The sequence below is a fragment of the Microbacterium aurantiacum genome (assembly GCF_040532595.1).
GTDB classification, from domain to species: domain Bacteria; phylum Actinomycetota; class Actinomycetes; order Actinomycetales; family Microbacteriaceae; genus Microbacterium; species Microbacterium chocolatum_B.
In genome coordinates, this window is record NZ_JBEVYX010000001.1 from 1,876,484 (window position 1) to 1,894,874 (window position 18,391).

Consider the following 18,391-nt stretch of genomic DNA (forward strand, 5'->3'; position numbering starts at 1 on the left):
CGATCGGATCAGAGGACCAGGACGCTGCGTCCCTTGGCGCCGGCGCGCATGAGGTCGAAGGCGTCGTTGACGTCGGCGAGGGCGAACCGGTTGGTGATGAGCCGGTCGATCGGGAGCTTGCCGTCGAGGTACAGGCGCGACAGCATCGGGAAGTCCCGTGCCGGCACCGTGCCGCCGTAGTTCGATCCGAGCAGCGCCTTGCCTTCCTCGGCGAGAGCGAGCGCGTCGATCGGCACGGGCCGGTCCTGCGGGGGGAGTCCGACGATGACGGCGGTGCCGCCGCGCTGGAGGGTGGTGGGCATCAGGGCGATCGTATCGGGGCGACCGATCGCCTCGAAGGCGAAGTCCGCTCCGTCGGGCACGATGTCGCGCACCCGATCGGCGAGGTCGGATCCGGAGCGCACCGTGTGCGTCGCGCCGAACTGCTTCGCGAGGGCGAGGGCGTCCTCGTTCACGTCGGCCGCGATGATCGGGCTCGCGCCGGCGAGGGCCAGACCCATGATGATGCTGAGGCCGACGCCTCCGGCTCCGATCACGACGGCCGAGCGCCCCGCCTGGACGCGGGCGTCGTTGACGACCGCGCCGACGCCGGTCGCGATGGAGCACCCGATGAGCGCGGCGACGTCGAACGGCACTTCGGTGGGCACCCGGATCGCGGCCTGCTCGGCGACGACCACGTGTTCGCTCATCGACCCGACGGCCAGGTACGGATAGACCCGGGTGCCGTCGATCGTCGTCGGGGTTGACCCGTCGGGGAGGAGGCACTCCTCCGAGCGCGACCCGGTGCACACCCATGTGCGCCCCTGCCGGCAACTGGAACACGTGCCGCACGGGTAGAACCAGGTCATGATGACGTGGTCGCCGATCTCGAGCGAGCTGACGCCCTCGCCGACGGCTTCCACGACGCCCGCGCCCTCGTGGCCCATGATCGTCGGGGTCGGCATCTGCCAATCGCCGTCGAGGACGTGGCGGTCGGATCCGCACACGCCCGAGGCGCCGATGCGCACGCGCACCTCGCCGCGTCCCGGGGCGCGCAGGGTGACCTTCCGCAGATCGAGGCGCTCGGACCCGGTATAGACGGCGGCGGTGGTCGTGACGGTCTCGCTCATCGGGTGACCTCCAGGGGGCGGGTGCGGTAGAACGCGGCGGTGAGGGCGAGGTAGGCCACCGCCGCGACGACGGCGGCGGGGACGGATGCCGTGACGACGAGGAACGCCGGCTGCGTCTCCAGTGTGATCGGGTTGTACAGCCACAGGTAGAAGATCGCGCCGAGAAGCAGGGAGATCATGCCGGCCCAGTTGACACCGGTCCGGAACGAGTAGAGCGTCCCGCGCTGGCCGAGGTGGATCTCGCGCAGGTCGATCCGCTGCTTCCGAAGGAAGAAGTAGTCCGCGAGGGCCACGCCGCAGACGGACGCGAGGAAGGCGCCCGAGAGCGTGACGAAGACGATGAACTGCTCGTACATGAACTGCGGGAAGAACGTCATGATCGCCGGGAGCACGAAGAACGCCGCGGTCAGCACCTTCCAGGGGACGCGCGCCAGAAGCCTCCCCGACGACTGACGGATCGCCAGGATCGTCGAGTACACGATCGAGGACATCGAGGTGATGTTGGCGAAGGCGATGAAGATGAGCACCGCCACGCCCAGCACCGCGCCGCCGAAGGGCACCATCCACACCGTCGGGTCGGAGTCGCCGAGGGTGAGCGCGGCGGCCATGCCGACGATCTGCGCGATGAGGGTGGCGATGAGAAGGCCGCCGTAGGCCGGCCACACGGCCGCCTTGCGCGTGCGCGTCATGCGGGCGAGCGATCCCATCACCGGGTACCAGGAGACACCCACACCGGCGTTGAATTCCACCGCGATCATGAAGTTCAGCACGTCGTTGTCGAAAGGGGCGAGGGGCGCGGCGGTGAAGAGGGTCCCCCACGAGGTGTTGATGACGAGGAACACCATCATGATGACGGTGATCACGGCGAGGCCCGGAGCGATGTAGGCGTTGAACCGCCCGATGGTCACCGGACCGCGCGAGAGCACCCACCACGCGAGCAGGATCGCGACGAGCCCGCCGATCGTGACCACGGGTCCGTACTGGTCGAGCTCGGCGCCGGTGACGGTCGCGGCGACCTGGCTGGTGGCGCGGCCCGCCATGACGGCGAGGAGAGAGGACCAGCCCATCTCGGTGATGAGGATCACGGTGAAGACGAGGATGCCGACGCCCACGACTCCGAACGCGCCACGCAGCAGCGTGTACTGCTCGGAGCCCCAGCGCTGAGACGCCACGACGGAGGCGAGCACCATGATGCACAGCCCGATCGCGTTGCCGATGAGCATTGCGGCGATGCCGGCCTGGAATCCGACGAGAAGGGCCGTGGAGCCCCCGACCAGGAAGGCCCAGGTCGCGATCGCGAGAGCGGTGTTCACCCACGTGAAGTCCAGCGCGCTCCAGGTGCGCTCGTTCTTCAGCAGCGGGAAGGTGCCGAAGACGTGCTCGCTGGAGAGCATCGGATCCGCGAGCGGCGCGCGGTCCCGAGCGGAGGCCCGCCGGGCTGCGGCGCGGGTGCCCGACGCCCTCGAGTCGCGCGCGCTCACAGGATCACCATGACGGCGCCGATGACCACAGCGGCCACGGTGACGCCGACATACAGTGTCAGCTCGACCCCGGTGAAGGGGCGGCGGGAATCGTCATCCCTCTCTGCGGACTCGATGACGGCGATGCGCCGCTCGAGCTCCGAGGCGACGGCGGGTTCGGTTCCACCGGCGATCATCGCGCGTTCGAACTCGACGCCGGTGATGCCGGCGGCGGCACGTCTGTGTGTCGGCATGGTGATCCTCTGTTCGGGTGAGGCGGACGGATGTGGAGAGTGGGGGGCTAAACCAAATCCGTTTTGGTTTGTGACATCATGGCGGCGTCAGGTCGCGGGTGTCAACGATGATTGCGTCAGGAGGACGAAATGGATGATCTCGTGGCCCCCGTGGTGGCCGTGGCGCAGTCGGAGGCGGTCGTCGATGACGTCGACCGGAACCTCGCCACCCTCGCCCGCCTCGCCGCGCGGGCGCGCGAACTCGGTGCCGACCTCGTCGTGACCCCGGAGCTCTTCGCGACCGGCTACGCCCCGGACCGCGCGTGGCGCCACGACGGCGCGGCCGTCCGCGATGCGCTGGCGTCGATCGCGCGCGCGGAGCGGATCGCGCTCGTCGCCTCGAGTGTCGAGGCTGTCGCGGTGGGAGGTGGCGAGGTGCACCGCATCACCGCCTCCCTGTTCGACCCGGATGCCGGCGAGCTCGTGCGATTCGGCAAGCGGCACCTGTTCGGCGAGGTCGAGCGGGCATGGATGACGCCTGCCGACGCCTATCCGCCACCGTTCGCCTGGACGGGCGTCACGTGGGGCGGCGGCATCTGCTACGACGTGGAGTTCCCCGAGTTCGCCCGGGCGCAGGCGCTCGCGGGCGCCGACATCCTTCTGATCCCCACCGCGGTGCCGGATGCCGAGGGGGGCGTCGACGGTCTCGGTGAGGCCTGGCACTACTCGGCGTCGCTCACTTCGATGCTCCAGGTGCCCGCGCGCGCCCTCGAGAGCGGGGTCGCGATCGCCTACGCCAACCACTGCGGCCCGGGCTTCACCGGCCGCAGCTGCATCGCGACGCCGTTCGGTCGTCACGCCGTGCTCCTGGGGGACGGCGAGGATGTCGCGGTCGCGCGGATCCCGCTCGACGCGATCCTCCGTGCGCGGGCCGTGAACACGTACGGCCCCGACCTCGCGCGCGGGTGAGCGTCTGCGGGCTACAGCGGGACCGTCAGGAAGCCCGACAGGATGCGGCGGATGACCGCGGATTGATGTATGCCGGAACCGGTATAGAGAGCTTGGAGCTGGAGGCCGTCGGAGAGGGCGACGTACGTCCGAGCCGCGTCGGCGGGGAGCATGTCGTCCCGCAGCAGGCCATCGGTCTGCAGCTGGATGAAGCTCGACAGCACGTTGTCGTAGATCAGTGCATAGCGATCCTTGAAGTACTCGTGCATCGGGTGATCGACGTCCGTGGCCTCTGCGGCGATGATCGCGAACATGCGGGTCAGATCTCGGTCGGCCTCATCGCGTTCGGCGATCGCTACGAGCCCCCGCAGGAGGTCCAGGCCACTGCGGCCCTCCAGGCGGGTCTGCGCGTCGAGGTCGCGGCGCTCGAAGACGGCTTCGAGGAGCTCGGTCTTGCTGGCGAAGTGGTGGGTGAGGCCGGGCGCGGTCATGCCGGCGCGCTTGGCGATCTCCGCGACCGTGGCGCTGCTGAAGCCGACCTGCGCGAAGACGGAGAATGCGGCGTCCACGATCTGCTCTCGCCGCTGAGCGGTCTTGCGGTACTCCCCGCGGGCTTTCGCCGGTGTCGCCATCGCATCAAGATAACAACACGGTAAAAACCTTTGCGTACTAAGAAATTGGTGTTAGCGTGACGACGTTGGCTCGACGCCGCAGTCGCAATCACCTGTACCCGGAAGGACGTGCGATGACGCACCGTAAGACCGCCCTCACCCTCGCCGCACTCGGCACCGTCTCCGCGCTGGCTCTCGCCGGCTGCTCCTCGACGCCGGGAGGTGGGACCGAGGATGCGGAGCTTCGTCTCGGGATGGTCACGCCGCTGACGTCCTTCGCCCCATGGGAGGCCTCGTGGGCGAACCAGTCCCCGTATCTCCAAGCGGTCTACGACACGCTGCTGCGTGCCGAGCCGGACGGCACGGTCGTCCCCGGCCTCGCGAGCGAGTGGGTGTGGAATGACGAGCGCACCGAACTCACGCTCACGCTCCGCGAGGGTGTGGAGTTCAGCGACGGCGAGGCCCTGACCTCGGAGGTCGTCGCGGAGTCGCTGACGCGCTTCCGCGACGGAACCAGCGAGAACGCCGGCTTCCTCGCGGCGGTCGAGAGCGTCGAGACGCCCGACGCCGGCACCGTCGTCATCGTCCTGTCCGAGCCCGATCCGGCGATGGAGACCTATCTGACCCAGAACGCCGGGCTCGTCGGCGGGTCGGCGATGTGGGATTCTCCGGACGCGCAGACGACGCCGATCGGCACGGGACCATACACGCTGGACGCCTCGGACACCGTCCCCGGCTCGACCTACGTCTTCGAGGCGAAGGAGGACTACTGGGATCCCGAGTCCGTGCACTACGACGAGATCGTCATGAACGTCTATGGCGACGCGACGGCCCTCATGAACGCCGTCAAGGGCGGCCAGGTCGATGCGACGAACGCTCAGACCCCGACGCAGATCCCGGAGGCCGAGGCGGCCGGCTACACGGCGAATCTGATCGAACAGACCTGGACCGGATTCGTCCTCGCCGATCGCGACGGCACGCTCAATCCGGCTCTCGGAGACCCCCTGGTGCGCCAGGCGTTCAACCTGTCGCTCGATCGAGAGGGCCTCGTCCAGGCGCTCGCCGGGGGCTACGGCACCCCGACGACCCAGGTCTTCTCGACCACGTCCGGCGCGTACGTGGACGCGCTCGACGACGCTTACCCCTACGACCCCGAGCGTGCGCGGGAGCTGCTCGCCGAGGCGGGGTACCCGGACGGCGTGACGATCACGATGCCCTCGAGCGACTTCGTGCCGGAATCGACCTTCGCGCTCTACTCCGAGCAGCTCGGCGAAGGCGGCTTCGACGTCGTGTGGGAGATGTCCGGAGACGACTTCTTCGGTCAGCTCCTGGGCGGCAGCTACGAGGCCTTCTCGATGCAGCTGCAGGTCGACCCGACGCCGTGGCAGACGATGCAGTTCTCGATGCTCCCCTGGTCGACGTGGAATCCCTTCCGGGTCGAAGACCCGCAGATCATGGAGTTCATGACCGAGCTGCGCACCGCTGAGGGTGCGGAGGCCGAAGCGATCGGCGCCGAGCTGAACGCCTACATCGTGGAGCAGGCCTGGTACGCCCCGGTGTTCCGCAACCAGAGCACCTTCCTCACCAACGCGGACACCGCCGTCGAGATGCAGAGCGACAACGCGGTGCCCTACCTCTGGAACATCACCCCCGCACAGTAGACCGCCTGCCGGAGCGGGCGGACGCACCGCCCGCTCCGGCCAACGGAAGACACCCATGATCCCGTACATCCTGCGCAGGCTCCTCGAGGGAGCGGTCACGGTCGTGACGCTCGCCGTCGCCGCCTTCTTCCTGCTCTATCTCGGTGCGCGCGACACCGCGCGCAATATCGTCGGCCAGACCGCATCGCTGGAGACCGTCGCTCGCAAGGAGGCCGAACTCGGACTCGACCGGCCGATCGCGGTGCAGTTCGCCGATTGGGCCGGATCCGCGCTGACCGGCGACTTCGGTCGCTCCTGGTTCACGGGTGAGCCGGTGGCGGACGCGGTCGTCGGGCGTCTGCCGGTGACTCTGTCACTCACCATCGGTGCGGTGGTGCTCTCCGCGATCGTGGCGATCGTGATCGGTGCGCTCGCCGCCGGGCGCCGAGGAGCGGCCGACCGCTCGGTGCAGGTCCTCTCGGTCGTCGGAGCCTCGATCCCCGGATTCCTCCTTGCGCTGATCCTGGTCGTCATCTTCGCGCTGAACCTCGGATGGTTCCCCGCCACCGGCTACGTCCGCCCCGAGGCCTCGGTTCTCGGGTGGCTCGCCACCATCACCCTCCCGGTCATCGCGCTGTCCGTCGGGGCGATCGCCGCCGTCGCCCAGCAGGTGCGCGGCTCGATGATCGACGCGCTCCGGCTGGACTACGTCCGAACGCTCCGCGCCCGTGGCCTCCCCGACCGGCGCGTCGTCTATCGTCACGTCCTGCGCAATGCCGCGGGGCCCGCCCTCAGCATGCTCGGCCTGCAGTTCGTCATCATCTTCGGCGGTGCGGTCGTGGTCGAGCAGGTGTTCTCCCTCCCCGGCCTCGGGCAGTCCGCGATCTCGGCGACCTCGCGGGGTGACGTTCCGCTCATCATGGGCGTCATCCTGGTCACCGCCGTCATCGTCGTGCTCGTCAACCTCGCCGTCGACCTCGCGCAGGCCTGGCTCAACCCGAAAGTGCGGCTCAGCTGATGACCACCACTTCCATCCCCACGCCGCCGGCGCCGCGCGGTTCGATCGCCGCGCGGATGCTGCGCAATCCGCTCGGCGTCATCGCGGCGAGCTTCCTGCTCCTCGTCCTCCTCGTGGCCGCGGTCGGGCCCTTCCTGGTCCCGTTCGACCCGACCAAGGCGGTGCTCGCGAATGTGTTCCTCCCGCCGGGTACGGAGTACCTCCTCGGTGGCGACAGCGCGGGCCGCGACGTCCTGTCTCGACTGGTCGTGGCCACCTCGGTCAGCCTTGCGGGCGCGACGATCACCGTCGTCGTCGCCGCCCTCCTCGGCATCCCCGCCGGTCTCATCGCCGGATACCGCGGCGGGTGGGCCGACTCGATCATCGCGTGGGCAGCGGGTCTTCTGCTCGCGCTGCCCGGGATCGTCGTGCTCCTCGCTGCGCGCGCGGTCATCGGCCCGTCGATGTGGACGATCATGGCGATCTTCGGCGTCATCGTCGCGCCCTCCTACTACCGCGTCGTCTTCAACGCCGTCCGCGCGGTGCGCGAAGAGCTGTACATCGACGCCGCGCGGGTCGCGGGTCTGAGCGACTGGCGCATCATCGGGCGGCATGTGCTCACCGCGGTGCGCGCCCCCGCCATCCTGCTGACGTCGGGTGTCTTCGCAGTCGGCATCGGCATCCAGGCCACCCTCGACTTCCTCGGTCTCGGGGATCCGTCGCTGCCGACCTGGGGAGGAATGCTCTCCGAGGGCTTCTACAACATCTTCCGCGCGCCGACCCTGCTCATCTGGCCGACCGTGGCGATCGCGCTGACCTGCATCGCCTTCACCCTGTTCGGCACGGCGCTGCGGGACGAGCTCGAACTCGCGGGCGACAAGGTCCGCCGCGCATCCGCGGGCTGGGTTGCGCCGGATGCACGACCGGAACCGCCGACCGTGCACGCCGAGAGCCCGGACACCGCGTCGCCGCTGCTCGAGGTGAGCGACCTCTCCGTCGCCTACCCGGTGGAGGGCGGGTGGAAGACGGTGGTGGACGCGATCTCGCTGCGTATCCGCCCCGGCGAGGTGCACGCCCTGATCGGGGAGTCCGGGTCGGGCAAGACCCAGACCGCATGGTCGATCCTGGGCCTCCTCCCACAGGGCGGCACCGTGGTCTCGGGCAGCATCGCCTTCGAGGGCACCCAGCTGGCCGGCGCGGACGCGGCGACGCTCGCCGGCCTGCGCGGCCACCGCATCGGATATGTGCCGCAGGAGCCGTTGAGCAACCTCGACCCCTCGTACACCGTCGGGCATCAGCTCGTCGAGCCGATGCGGGTCGTTCTCGGACTTCCTCGTGGCGAGGCGAAGGCGCGCGCCCTGGAGCTGCTGGGCAAGGTCGGGATCCCCGATCCCGCTCGGACCTTCCGTGCCTACCCGCACGAGATATCCGGAGGGATGGCGCAGCGCGTGCTCATCGCCGGAGCGATCGCGTGCGAGCCGTCGCTCATCATCGCCGACGAGCCCACGACGGCGCTGGATGTGACGGTGCAGGCCGAGATCCTGGAACTCCTGCGCCATGCACAGCGTGAGACCGGGGCGGCGATGCTCCTCGTCACCCACAATTTCGGCGTCGTCGCCGACCTCGCCGACCGCGTCTCGGTCATGCGCACCGGGTCGATCGTCGAGACGGGGCCGGTCCTGGCGGTCTTCGACGAGCCCCGTCACCCGTACACCCGGGCTCTCTTCGGTGCCCTCCTCGACGATGCCCCGCCGCGCGAGGACCTGACCACCTCGGAGGTGTCGCGATGACCGCGTCCTCGTCGCTGCTTGAGATCGAGGATCTCGAGGTCACCTACGTCTCCCGGGGTCTCCGGTCACGCTCCTTCCGCGCACTCGCGGGCGTGAGCCTGAATATCCGGCCGGGCGAGACGGTGGGACTGGTCGGCGAGTCCGGCTCGGGAAAGAGCACGCTCGGCCGCGCAATCCTCGGCCTCGCGCCCGTGACCGCCGGCGTCATCCGCTACCGCGATCGCGACATCGCGCACCTCGGGAGTAGGGAGCGGCGCGCGCTCTCGAACGACATCCAGGTCATCTTCCAGGACCCGTATTCCTCGCTCAGCCCCTCCCTGACCGTGGGAGACACGCTCGCCGAGCCGCTGCGCGCGCAGGGGATGGCCGCCCGCGACGCCGCGGCGCGGATCGCGGAGCTGCTCGATCTCGTCGGGATGCCGTCGGATTCGGTGCGTCGGCTCCCCCGCGAGTTCAGCGGGGGACAGCGCCAGCGCGTGGCGATCGCTCGCGCTCTGGCGCTCGAACCGGCGCTCATCGTGTGCGACGAGCCCGTTTCCGCACTCGACCTGACGACCCAGGCGCGCGTGCTGGACCTGCTGAAGGAGGTGCAGCAGCGGACGGGGGTCGCGTATCTCTTCGTCTCCCACGATCTCAACGTCGTCCGGGTCATGAGCCACCGCGTTTCGGTGATGTACCGAGGAGAGATCGTCGAGCACGGTCCGGCTGCGCAGGTCACGACCGCCCCGGCCCATCCCTACACCCAGCGTCTTCTGCTGGCTTCACCCGTGGCCGATCCCCGCGCGCAGGCCCAGCGCCGCGCCGAGTTCGCCCGCACCCGACCCCAGACGGAGAACGCCGCATGACCGGCACCACACTCAGCGCCGCGACCTCATCATCGACCGACATCGACGTGCGCGCGCGCACGATCGTCGAGGGGATGAGCGTGGCGGAGCGCGTCGGACTGCTGGTCCACCCCATGATCTTCGTGGGCTCGCCCGTCGAGATCGACCAGCCGTCACCCCTCGGCCCCTCGCTGCGCGAGCTGATCGTCGAGCGCGGCATCCGCTACTTCTGCCTCGGTGCGATCCCCCCGGTGGCGCATGTCCGCGAGGCGCTCGACGATCTCCAGGCACTCGCCCGGTCGACCGGGTCGCGATTGCCGATCGTCTTCTCCACCGATCCGCGTCACTCGTTCGTCCAGAACGACGGCGCGAGCCACCGGGCAGACGGCGTCTCGCAATGGCCGGAACCCATCGGGCTCGGCGCGATCGGGGACGAAGACCTCGTCCGACGCTTCGGCGAGGTCGTGCGTGCCGACTATCGGGCCCTCGGCATCCGGATGGCGCTGCACCCGCAGATCGACCTCGCCACGGAGCCGCGCTGGGCGCGCCAGGCGCAGAGTTTCGGGGCCGACCCCGAGCACAGCGCCCGTCTGGTCCGCGCGTACCTCGAGGGGCTGCAGGGGGCCCAGCTCGGACCGGAGAGCATCGCCGCGACGACGAAGCACTTCCCCGGCGGCGGGCCGCAGAGGGACGGCGAGGACCCGCACTTCGTGTATGGCCGCGAGCAGGTGTACCCGGGCGGCCGGTTCGAGGATCACCTCGTTCCCTTCCGCGCCGCGATCGAGGCGGGAACGGCCGCGATCATGCCCTACTACGGCATGCCGGTCGGTCTGGACCTGAACGGAGAGCGGATCGAAGAGGTCGGCTTCGCCTTCAACCGCCAGCTGATCACCGGACTTCTGCGTGAGCGGCTCGGCTTCGACGGCGTCGTGCTCAGCGACTTCGGTCTCGTCACCGACGCGACCGTCTTCGGCAAGCCGTTCCCGGCGCGGGCATGGGGAGTGGAGCACCTGTCGCCGATCGAGCGTGTTCGGCGTCTCTTCGACGCGGGCGTCGACCAGCTCGGCGGGGAGAACGACCCGGCTCTGGTCTTGGAACTGATCGATCGCGGTGAGATCGACACGGCCCGCGTCGACGCGTCGGCGACGCGAATGGTGCGCCTCCAGCTGCAACTCGGTCTGCTGGATGAGGCGGATGTCGACGGGCGCGCGAATGCGGAGGGCGATGCGACCACCGGGGGCAGGGACGGGTTCGTCGCTTCTCCCGAGCACATCGCGCTCGGGGCTCGCGCGCAGTCGCAGGCCATGACGGTCCTCACCGACCGCGACGGGATCCTGCCCCTCGGCCCGCAGCTCCGCGTGCACCTGCGCGACATCGCGCCGGCCGCGGTCCCGGCGGGATGGCAGGTCGTCGCTCCCGAGGACGCGGAGATCGCCGTGGTGCGTGTGGGCGCGCCTTTCGAGCCCCGTGACACCTACTTCCTCGAGAGCTCGATGGAGCAGGGGTCGCTCGCGTTCGACGCCACCGTCGTCGACGGCATCCGCGCGCTCGCAGAGCGGATGCCGGTGGTGCTCGTGGTCACGCTCAGTCGCCCCGCGATCCTCACCCCTCTCGCCGACGCGGTCGCTGCTCTGGTCGGCGACTTCGGTGCCGGAGACGCTGCGGTGATCGCGGCGCTGACGGGCGAGGTCGAGCCGGTCGGACGCCTGCCGTTCGAGCTCCCGCGCAGCATGGACGCCGTGCGACGCAGCCGCCCCGACGTTCCGTCGGACACGGAGGACCCGCTCTTCCCGATCGGGTGGAGCGCGCGGGGCGGGAGTGCGCAGGCATGAGCGCGCGCGTGGCGGCGTTGCGGGCCGAGTACCGGCGCGACAATCCGTTCGTAGCGGTGGCCGAGCCGCGGCTGAGCTGGATCGTCGACGCGTCTGAACAGCCCGGCTGGGAGCAGGGGGCTGCGGAGATCCGCCTCGACGGACAGGCGACCGCGCGCATCGAGGGTTCCGATCACGCATTCGTCGCCTGGCCCTTCCCGCCGCTCATGCCGCGGTGCGTGCACCGCGTGGAGGTGCGCGTCTCGGACACCGTCGGCGAGTGGTCCGACTGGAGCGCGCCCCACGAGGTGCGCCTCGGGGCCCTCGCGCCCGGGGAATGGCGGGCGCAGTTCATCGGCCTCGCCGCCCCCGAACGTCCGGCGCAGCCGGCGCTCCTGCGCCGGACGATCGAGGTCGGCACCCCCGTTGCGCACGCGACCCTCTACGCCACAGCGCTCGGCGCCCTCTCGGTCTCGATCGACGGACGCGACATCGACGACACCGTGCTCTCGCCGGGATGGACGACGTATGGAGAGCGCATCCTGCACGACGCCGTCGACGTCACGGCGCTGCTCACCGCCGGCGCGCACGAGATCCGCATCGCGCTGACCGGAGCCTGGTACACCGAGGAGTACGGGTTCGGCGGTCAGGGCACCCGCATCTACGGCGAGCAGCCGGCCGCGGCGCTGCAGCTGCATGTGCACTACGCTGACGGATCCGAAGAGATCATCGTCACGGATGCCGGGTGGGAGGCGTCTGCCGGCGGTGAAGTCAGGGCATCCGGCATCTACGCCGGGGAGACGATCGACCGCCGGCGCCGTCCCGATGCGTGGGCTCCTGCCGCCGTCGTCGTGCACGATGTCGTCCCGGAGATGCGGGCGGTGGAGCCGGTGCGCCGCGTCGACGAGATCGCGGTGCAGCAGGTGCTGCGCTCGCCGTCGGGGGCGGTGCTCCTGGACTTCGGGCAGAATCTCGTCGGGCGCCTGCGGGTGCGCGTCTCAGGGCCGGCGGGCACGGAGATCGTGCTGCGGCACGCGGAGGTGCTCGAGGACGGCGAGCTCGGCATCCGTCCCCTGCGCCGGGCCGACGCGACCGACCGGCTGATCCTCGCGGGCGGGGGCGTGGACGAGGTGTTCGAGCCGAGCGGGACGTTCCACGGATTCCGCTACGCGCAGGTGGACGGGTGGCCCGGAGAAGTCGACCCGGCCGCGATCACCGCCGTGGTGCTCCGCACGGACATGGTGCGCACGGCCTGGTTCGACAGCTCGCACGCGCTGCTGAACCGCCTGCACGAGAACGTCGTGTGGAGCATGAGCGGGAACTTCCTCTCCATCCCGACGGACTGCCCGCAGCGGGACGAGCGCATGGGGTGGACGGGCGATGCCCAGGTGTTCGCGCCGACGGCGGCGACCCTTTTCGACTGCGATGCGATGCTGGGGAGCTGGCTGCGCGACCTCGAGATCGCGCAGCGGGCCCTGGACGGGGTCGTTCCCTTCACCGTGCCGGACGCTCTGCGTTTCCCCGTCGGCCCGACCGCGGCGTGGGGGGATGCGGCGACGATCGTCCCCTCCGTTCTCGCCGACCGCTTCGGCGACCACGCGATCATCACGCGACAGTACGACAGCATGCGCGCCTGGACCGATCAGCTCATCGCAGCGGCGGGACCTGATGGTGTGTGGCAGGGCGACTCGCAGCTGGGGGACTGGCTGGATCCCTCGGCGCCGCCGGACCAGCCCGGTGCCTCCAAGGTCGACGCCGCGATCGTCGCCACCGCCTACCTCTTCCGCTCTGCGCAGCTCACGGCGCGCGCGGCACGCGAGCTCGGGCGCGACGACGACGAGGCACGCTACGCCGCCGCGGCCGCGCGGTCCCGTGGGGGATTCGCGCGGACGTTCGTTACCGCGGCGGGACGGATGATGTCCGACGCGCCCACGGCGTACGCGCTCGCGCTGACGTTCGGAATCGTCGATGAGCCCGCGCTGCGCACCGCCCTGGGCGACCGATTGGCCGAGGTCACCCGGCGCGAAGCGTTCCATATCGCGACGGGATTCGTCGGCACCCCGCTCATCCTCGACGCGTTGACGGATGCCGGACACGTCGACGCGGCTGCCCGTCTGCTGCTGCAGGAGGAGTCACCCTCGTGGTTGCACCCCGTCACGATGGGAGCCACCACCGTATGGGAGCGGTGGGACTCGATGCTCGAGGACGGATCGATCAACCCCGGGGAGATGACTTCCTTCAACCACTACGCCCTCGGCGCGGTGGTGGACTGGTTCTACCGACGGCTGGTCGGCGTCACCCCGACCGAACCCGGGTACCGCCGGATCAGGTTCGCACCGGTCTTCCTGCCCGGCATCGACCACGCCTCTGCGCGCATCGACACCGTCGCGGGCACGGTCGCGGCCGGATGGAGGAGGACGGACGCGGGCATCGAGGTCTCGCTCGAGGTTCCGGCGCATTCCCGCGCCGAGCTCGATGTGCCCGGCCTGCAAGGCGAGGACATCGGGTCCGGTCAGCACACGTGGGTCGTGGCGAACGCCGCGGCTCCGGCATCCGGTCCCGAAGGAGGGTGGAACCTCGGCACGCCCGTGCGGGTCGTGGCCGATTCGGCAGCCGCCTACCGCGCGGTCATCGACACGCTGCGCGGCGCCGATCCGGAGTTGGCGGCGCGCATCCGCAGCCGCACGGATTGGACTCTGCGGAGTCCTCTCGCCGCCGTGCTGTTCGACGTTCCCGGTCCCGTGATGGGGCAGATCGCCGGAGCCCTCGCCCGGTTGGGATGAGCGCCGCGGAGGCTCATCTCGAGATCGTCGAAGCGCCGTTCGCCGGCGTCGACCGGCGTGCGAGCCGGACGGAGGACTGGAAGAACCACGCCGCGGTGACGAGGTAGAGGGCGACCGAGACGGCGGCGGTGGCGGCGCGCGGAGCGGGATCTGCGAGTGCGACGTTCGCGATGGAGAACAGCAGCACCGCGCCGACGACGAAACCCGCCGCAGGCTTCTCGGTGGCGCGCCACCACGCCCGCGGCGCGCGGACGTCCTCGCTCGGTCCGCGGAACACCCGCGTGCACCACAGGATCCCGGCGATCGACAGCGCCTGACCGACCAGGCGCGCGAGATCGCCGGAGCCGGTGGCGGCGGCGAGCAGTGGGGCGGCGAGCGTGGCGATGATGCCGATGCCCAGCACGACACCGATCTTGGCGACGGGGTGCACGATGCGGACGCTCATCCACCCACGCTAGGTCTGCGCTGCGCAGACGGCTACCCCGAAACGGCGTGAAAGCCCGGGGTTGAATCGACACCCGGGGGTGGTTTTCGGGCGGGAAGTGCTAGAAAATCCCCAGCCTTTCACCGGCACCCTTCCGGCGCCCAGCCCCCTGAGCACGAGCCCCCGCCGCCACGCCGGCTGGCGCGATCGCCCGGCGGCCGGGAGGATGGCCTGATGCGCCCCACCCTGCACTTTACCGCCACCCGCGGATGGATCAACGACCCGCACGGGATCACGTTCCGGAACGGCCGGTACGACGCGTTCTTCCAGTACGTGCCCGACAGCACCACCTGGGCGCCGGGCTGCCACTGGGGGCACGCGAGCGGGTCCGACCTCCTGTCGCTGACGGAGGGACCGGTCGCGATCGCCCCGGGTGACGGCGACGACGGGATCTGGACCGGCTGCATCGTCACGACGGAGGACCCCGCCGACACGGTCGCCTTCTACACCGCGACGTCCGAGCCGAACTTCGCGATGGGGCGCGTGCGGGCTGCCTACCCGCTCGACGAGGACTGGACCGAGTGGCAGAAGGGCGAGGCCGTCGTCGAGGCGCCGGCGGGCGTCGATCTCACCTCGTTCCGCGACCCCGTCGTGCGCCGCGAGGGCGAGGGATGGCGGATGTTCCTCGGTGGTGAGCACCGCGAGGGCATCGCGATGGCGCTGTCGTGGACGTCTCCCGACCTTCGCACCTGGACGTACGGCGGCGTGACGCTCGAGCGCTCCCGCGACGAGACGGATCCCGTCTGGATGGGGGCGCTGTGGGAGTGCCCGCAGTTCGTGAGCGTCGACGGCGTCGAGGTCATGGTGTCCTCCGTCTGGGAGGGCGACGTGCTCCACTACGCCGGATACGCCACCGGCAGCTACGCCGACGGGCGGTTCGACGCGGCCTCGTGGGGACGCCTCACCTACGGCGAGGGCTACTACGCCCCGTCGCTCTTCTTCGATGCCGAGGGGATGCCGTGCCTGGTGTTCTGGATCCGCGGCATCGCGGATGAGGCCGCCGGCTGGGCGGGCGCGCACAGCGTTCCCTTCCGGCTGTCGGTCCTGGACGGCCGGCCCGACGGCGCACTCGTCGCCACGCCTCACCCGGATGTCGACGCGCACCGTGGACCGCTCGCCGTCGACGGCGCGGTGGACGGGCTCGCCGCCGATATCGTGTGGCAGGGCGCGGAGGGTGAGCTGCGGGTCAGCTCGGGCGGTGCGGATGTGGTGACGGTGAACAGGATTCCGGATGCCGTCCGGGTCCGCATCGGCGATGCGGAGGCGACCGTCCCCGCCGCCGGGCCCGTGCGGCTGATCCTCGACGGTCCCGTCCTCGAGCTCGCGTCGGAGGCCGGGCTCTACGCCGCCGCGATCGCGCCCCGGGGCGCGGACCTCCGGGTCACGGCATCCGTCGGCGATCTCGCCGCCTATCCCCTCATGGCCGGCCGGAGCGACCGATGACCCGCGCCGATGACACTCTCACCGCGATGCCGGCCATCGCCGGAGCGCGGGTGATCGCGCAGATCCGAGCGCTGCTGGTGACGGTGATCCTCACGGGCATCGCATACTCGGTGCTCTCGTCGGCGACGAGGGGTGGATGCTCCGGCGGCCGCGACTCTTCCGGCCGGATGGTCGACGGCAATGGACTCGTGACGGATGTCGTGCCCGAGTGCGTGCAGATGACGGTGGGGCCGAGTCCGCTGATGTTCGCCTTCTTCGGCGGCGCGGTGCTCTGGGCCATCGGTCGGGTGCTCCGACGGGCGCAGAGCGAGGGGGACGCGATCCGCACACTGCGGCGGACGGCGCGGGTGGTGATGATCGTCGCGATCGTCGGCGCCGTCGTCGCTCAGCTGTGGTTCTGGCTCATGCCGCTGTGGGGACTGGACGGACAGGGCACCTATGTCTTCCCGTTCCCGTTCGCGTCGTTCACCGTCGAGACCTACCCGATGACGACGCCCTGACGGCGACCCGATCGACGCCGCCCTCAGTGACGCGCGCTGCCGAGGAACCGGATGAACACCGCGATCCACCCGAAGATGAGGGCGAAGACGACGATCTCGAACGCGGTGAGACCGAAGAACCCGACCGCGAAGAGCACCGTGGAGACCACCATGGCGCCGAGGAACGTCCACGACGCCACGAAGTACGTGCGCGGCATTCCGCGCAGCAGCCACGGGCCGCCGACGAGGAGGGCGAGGAACATCACGGCCATGCCCGAGGCGCACAGGTTGTGGATGAGCAGGCTCACGTCGACGGGCACGAGGCCGACGCCGGCGAGCATGAGGCCCATGATCACGAAGAAGGTCGGCACCAGGCGCTCGCCCCGCGGTGAACGCAGCTCGCCGCTGTCGGCGAGGGCGCGGATGTCGGCTGCGAGGTAGACCGCGAACGACGTGACCAGCAGACCGCCGACGATGAGCGTGCCGTTGAACAAGAGGCTGGAGAAGTCACCGAAGGTGCCCAACTGGCTGAAGTGGATCTCCCACCACCGCGGGTCGGGGCTGGTGACCATCGCGGTGAGCGTGCCGATGGCGACGAACGACATCAGCAGGCTCGACATCCGCTGCGTCGACATCCGCGATACGGACAGATAGACCATGTAGACCGTGAGCCCGACGGCGACGCCCAGCAGGACCATCGCCCAGAACGCGTCGACCTCGAGGCCGACGAAGCCGAGGCTCAGCACGAGGAAGACGGCGATGACCGCGACGGCGGCGAGGATGCCGTGCACCAGCGCGACCGAGACGGTGTTCACGGTGAAGCGCCACGACGACAACGCCAGTCGCCACTCCTGCCCGGGGAGCCGTCGCGCGCGCCAGTAGCCGACACCGGCGGCGACGAGCCCGGCGGTCCCGGCGGCGATCCCGGCGATGCGGCCGAGGGATCCGTCGCCCGCGAGTGGCAGTCCGGAGCCGAAGAGGCCGAGGAGGAGACCGGCGAGCCCGCCGAGCGCGCCCGAGAGCAGGGCCGCGTAGATGGCTTCGGATTCGACCCGCGCTTTCATGAGGTGATCGTGGCACACCCGGGTCCGCTGCGGGAGAGCTGCCGAGGTGATTTAGCCACTAAAGTAAAAGGGTGACGACGATAGCGGTGTTCGGTGGTTCGGGCAGGACGGGGCGGCGGGTCGTGGAGCGTGCCCTCGCGGCGGGGTATGCGGTGCGGGCGCTGGTGCGCGATCCGGCGAAGCTCACGATCCAGGGCGACCGGCTGACAGTGCTGCGCGGCGACGTCCTCGACGCCGGCGCGGTCGAGCGCACGGTCGCCGGGTCGGATGCCGTCCTCAGCGTCTTCGGTCAGGTGAAGGGCTCTCCTCCCGACCTGCAGGAGCGGGGCACCAGGGCGATCGTCGCGGCGATGCGCGCGCACGGGGTGACGCGGATCGTGTCGCTCTCCGGCGGCGGCCTCCCGGCGCCCGAGGATCGACCGAAGGCGGCGGATCGCGTCATCCGATTCCTGTTGACGGTGCTCTCCGGTGCGGTGCTCGCCGATGCGCGGCGCCACCTCGAGGTCCTTCGGGAGAGCGGGCTCGAGTGGACGGTCGTGCGCGGGCCGAGGCTGACCGAGGCGCCCGGCGTCGGGCGCGCGCGCATCGGGTGGGTGGGGGTGGACGCCAGTACGCAGATCTCCCGCGATGACCTCGCCGACGTCCTCGTGGCCCAGGTCGAGGATCGCACCTTCCTGCATCGGATGCCGTTCGTGAGCGCGTGAGAGACTGCCCT

16 protein-coding genes are annotated in these 18,391 nt (G+C 70.3%); 10 read left to right on the forward strand and 6 right to left on the reverse strand.

From position 1 onward, the window contains the following. Nucleotides 1-8: 8 nt before the first annotated feature. Genes ABXJ56_RS08890 through ABXJ56_RS08900 form a run of 3 tightly spaced genes read right to left on the reverse strand, consistent with a single transcriptional unit; the run spans nucleotide 9 to nucleotide 2,823 of the window. Nucleotides 9-1,109 (reverse strand): Zn-dependent alcohol dehydrogenase, encoded by a 1,101-nt coding sequence (locus ABXJ56_RS08890; protein ID WP_353999304.1) that lies wholly within the window; start codon nucleotides 1,107-1,109, stop codon nucleotides 9-11. Next, nucleotides 1,106-2,590, reverse strand: a complete 1,485-nt coding sequence (locus ABXJ56_RS08895; RefSeq protein ID WP_353999305.1) for a purine-cytosine permease family protein — start codon at nucleotides 2,588-2,590, stop codon at nucleotides 1,106-1,108. The genes ABXJ56_RS08890 and ABXJ56_RS08895 overlap by 4 nt, the downstream gene beginning before the upstream one ends. Continuing rightward, on the reverse strand, nucleotides 2,587-2,823 hold the full coding sequence (locus ABXJ56_RS08900; protein ID WP_353999306.1) for a hypothetical protein: 237 nt from the start codon (nucleotides 2,821-2,823) through the stop codon (nucleotides 2,587-2,589). The genes ABXJ56_RS08895 and ABXJ56_RS08900 overlap by 4 nt, the downstream gene beginning before the upstream one ends. A gap of 129 nt (nucleotides 2,824-2,952) precedes the next feature. Between ABXJ56_RS08900 and ABXJ56_RS08905 the strand changes: the two genes are divergently transcribed. After that, the gene (locus ABXJ56_RS08905; protein WP_353999307.1) at nucleotides 2,953-3,771 is read left to right on the forward strand and encodes a nitrilase-related carbon-nitrogen hydrolase; all 819 of its coding nucleotides are present in this window, start codon (nucleotides 2,953-2,955) and stop codon (nucleotides 3,769-3,771) included. Nucleotides 3,772-3,782: 11 nt separating this feature from the next. Here the strand turns inward: ABXJ56_RS08905 and ABXJ56_RS08910 are convergent, their stop codons facing one another. Next, nucleotides 3,783-4,382 (reverse strand): TetR/AcrR family transcriptional regulator, encoded by a 600-nt coding sequence (locus ABXJ56_RS08910; RefSeq protein WP_353999308.1) that lies wholly within the window; start codon nucleotides 4,380-4,382, stop codon nucleotides 3,783-3,785. 113 nt (nucleotides 4,383-4,495) lie between these two features. On the opposite strand from ABXJ56_RS08910, the gene ABXJ56_RS08915 reads away from it, so the two are divergent. The 6 genes from ABXJ56_RS08915 to ABXJ56_RS08940 are packed head-to-tail and all read left to right on the forward strand — an operon-like array spanning nucleotide 4,496 to nucleotide 14,206. Further along, nucleotides 4,496-6,022, forward strand: coding sequence for an ABC transporter substrate-binding protein (locus ABXJ56_RS08915; RefSeq protein ID WP_353999309.1), 1,527 nt, complete (start codon nucleotides 4,496-4,498; stop codon nucleotides 6,020-6,022). Nucleotides 6,023-6,077: 55 nt separating this feature from the next. Continuing rightward, nucleotides 6,078-7,019 (forward strand): ABC transporter permease, encoded by a 942-nt coding sequence (locus tag ABXJ56_RS08920; RefSeq protein ID WP_353999310.1) that lies wholly within the window; start codon nucleotides 6,078-6,080, stop codon nucleotides 7,017-7,019. Beyond that, entirely contained in the window at nucleotides 7,019-8,788 is a 1,770-nt protein-coding gene (locus tag ABXJ56_RS08925) for a dipeptide/oligopeptide/nickel ABC transporter permease/ATP-binding protein (RefSeq protein WP_353999311.1), read from the forward strand. Before ABXJ56_RS08920 ends, ABXJ56_RS08925 begins: the two co-directional genes overlap by 1 nt. Then, nucleotides 8,785-9,633, forward strand: coding sequence for an ATP-binding cassette domain-containing protein (locus tag ABXJ56_RS08930; protein WP_353999312.1), 849 nt, complete (start codon nucleotides 8,785-8,787; stop codon nucleotides 9,631-9,633). The genes ABXJ56_RS08925 and ABXJ56_RS08930 overlap by 4 nt, the downstream gene beginning before the upstream one ends. Further along, nucleotides 9,630-11,444 (forward strand): glycoside hydrolase family 3 protein, encoded by a 1,815-nt coding sequence (locus ABXJ56_RS08935; protein ID WP_353999313.1) that lies wholly within the window; start codon nucleotides 9,630-9,632, stop codon nucleotides 11,442-11,444. The genes ABXJ56_RS08930 and ABXJ56_RS08935 overlap by 4 nt, the downstream gene beginning before the upstream one ends. Beyond that, nucleotides 11,441-14,206 (forward strand): alpha-L-rhamnosidase, encoded by a 2,766-nt coding sequence (locus ABXJ56_RS08940; RefSeq protein WP_353999314.1) that lies wholly within the window; start codon nucleotides 11,441-11,443, stop codon nucleotides 14,204-14,206. Before ABXJ56_RS08935 ends, ABXJ56_RS08940 begins: the two co-directional genes overlap by 4 nt. Nucleotides 14,207-14,219: 13 nt before the next feature. Here ABXJ56_RS08940 and ABXJ56_RS08945 read toward each other — a convergent pair whose 3' ends face one another. Beyond that, the gene (locus ABXJ56_RS08945; protein ID WP_353999315.1) at nucleotides 14,220-14,651 is read right to left on the reverse strand and encodes a hypothetical protein; all 432 of its coding nucleotides are present in this window, start codon (nucleotides 14,649-14,651) and stop codon (nucleotides 14,220-14,222) included. A 213-nt stretch (nucleotides 14,652-14,864) separates the two neighbouring features. On the opposite strand from ABXJ56_RS08945, the gene ABXJ56_RS08950 reads away from it, so the two are divergent. Together ABXJ56_RS08950 and ABXJ56_RS08955 are read left to right on the forward strand one after the other, a co-directional pair. Beyond that, complete coding sequence (locus ABXJ56_RS08950; RefSeq protein WP_353999316.1) at nucleotides 14,865-16,133, forward strand: glycoside hydrolase family 32 protein; 1,269 nt, start codon at nucleotides 14,865-14,867, stop codon at nucleotides 16,131-16,133. Further along, nucleotides 16,130-16,633 carry a hypothetical protein gene (locus tag ABXJ56_RS08955; protein ID WP_353999317.1) on the forward strand — a complete coding sequence of 168 codons (504 nt, stop codon included), beginning with the start codon at nucleotides 16,130-16,132 and terminating at the stop codon, nucleotides 16,631-16,633. Before ABXJ56_RS08950 ends, ABXJ56_RS08955 begins: the two co-directional genes overlap by 4 nt. 23 nt (nucleotides 16,634-16,656) lie before the next feature. Here the strand turns inward: ABXJ56_RS08955 and ABXJ56_RS08960 are convergent, their stop codons facing one another. Then, nucleotides 16,657-17,676 (reverse strand): DUF998 domain-containing protein, encoded by a 1,020-nt coding sequence (locus ABXJ56_RS08960; RefSeq protein WP_353999318.1) that lies wholly within the window; start codon nucleotides 17,674-17,676, stop codon nucleotides 16,657-16,659. 71 nt (nucleotides 17,677-17,747) lie between these two features. Here ABXJ56_RS08960 and ABXJ56_RS08965 point away from each other — a divergent pair, with 71 nt between their 5' ends. Next, nucleotides 17,748-18,380, forward strand: a complete 633-nt coding sequence (locus ABXJ56_RS08965; protein ID WP_353999319.1) for an NAD(P)-dependent oxidoreductase — start codon at nucleotides 17,748-17,750, stop codon at nucleotides 18,378-18,380. The last annotated feature ends 11 nt before the right edge of the window (nucleotides 18,381-18,391 follow it).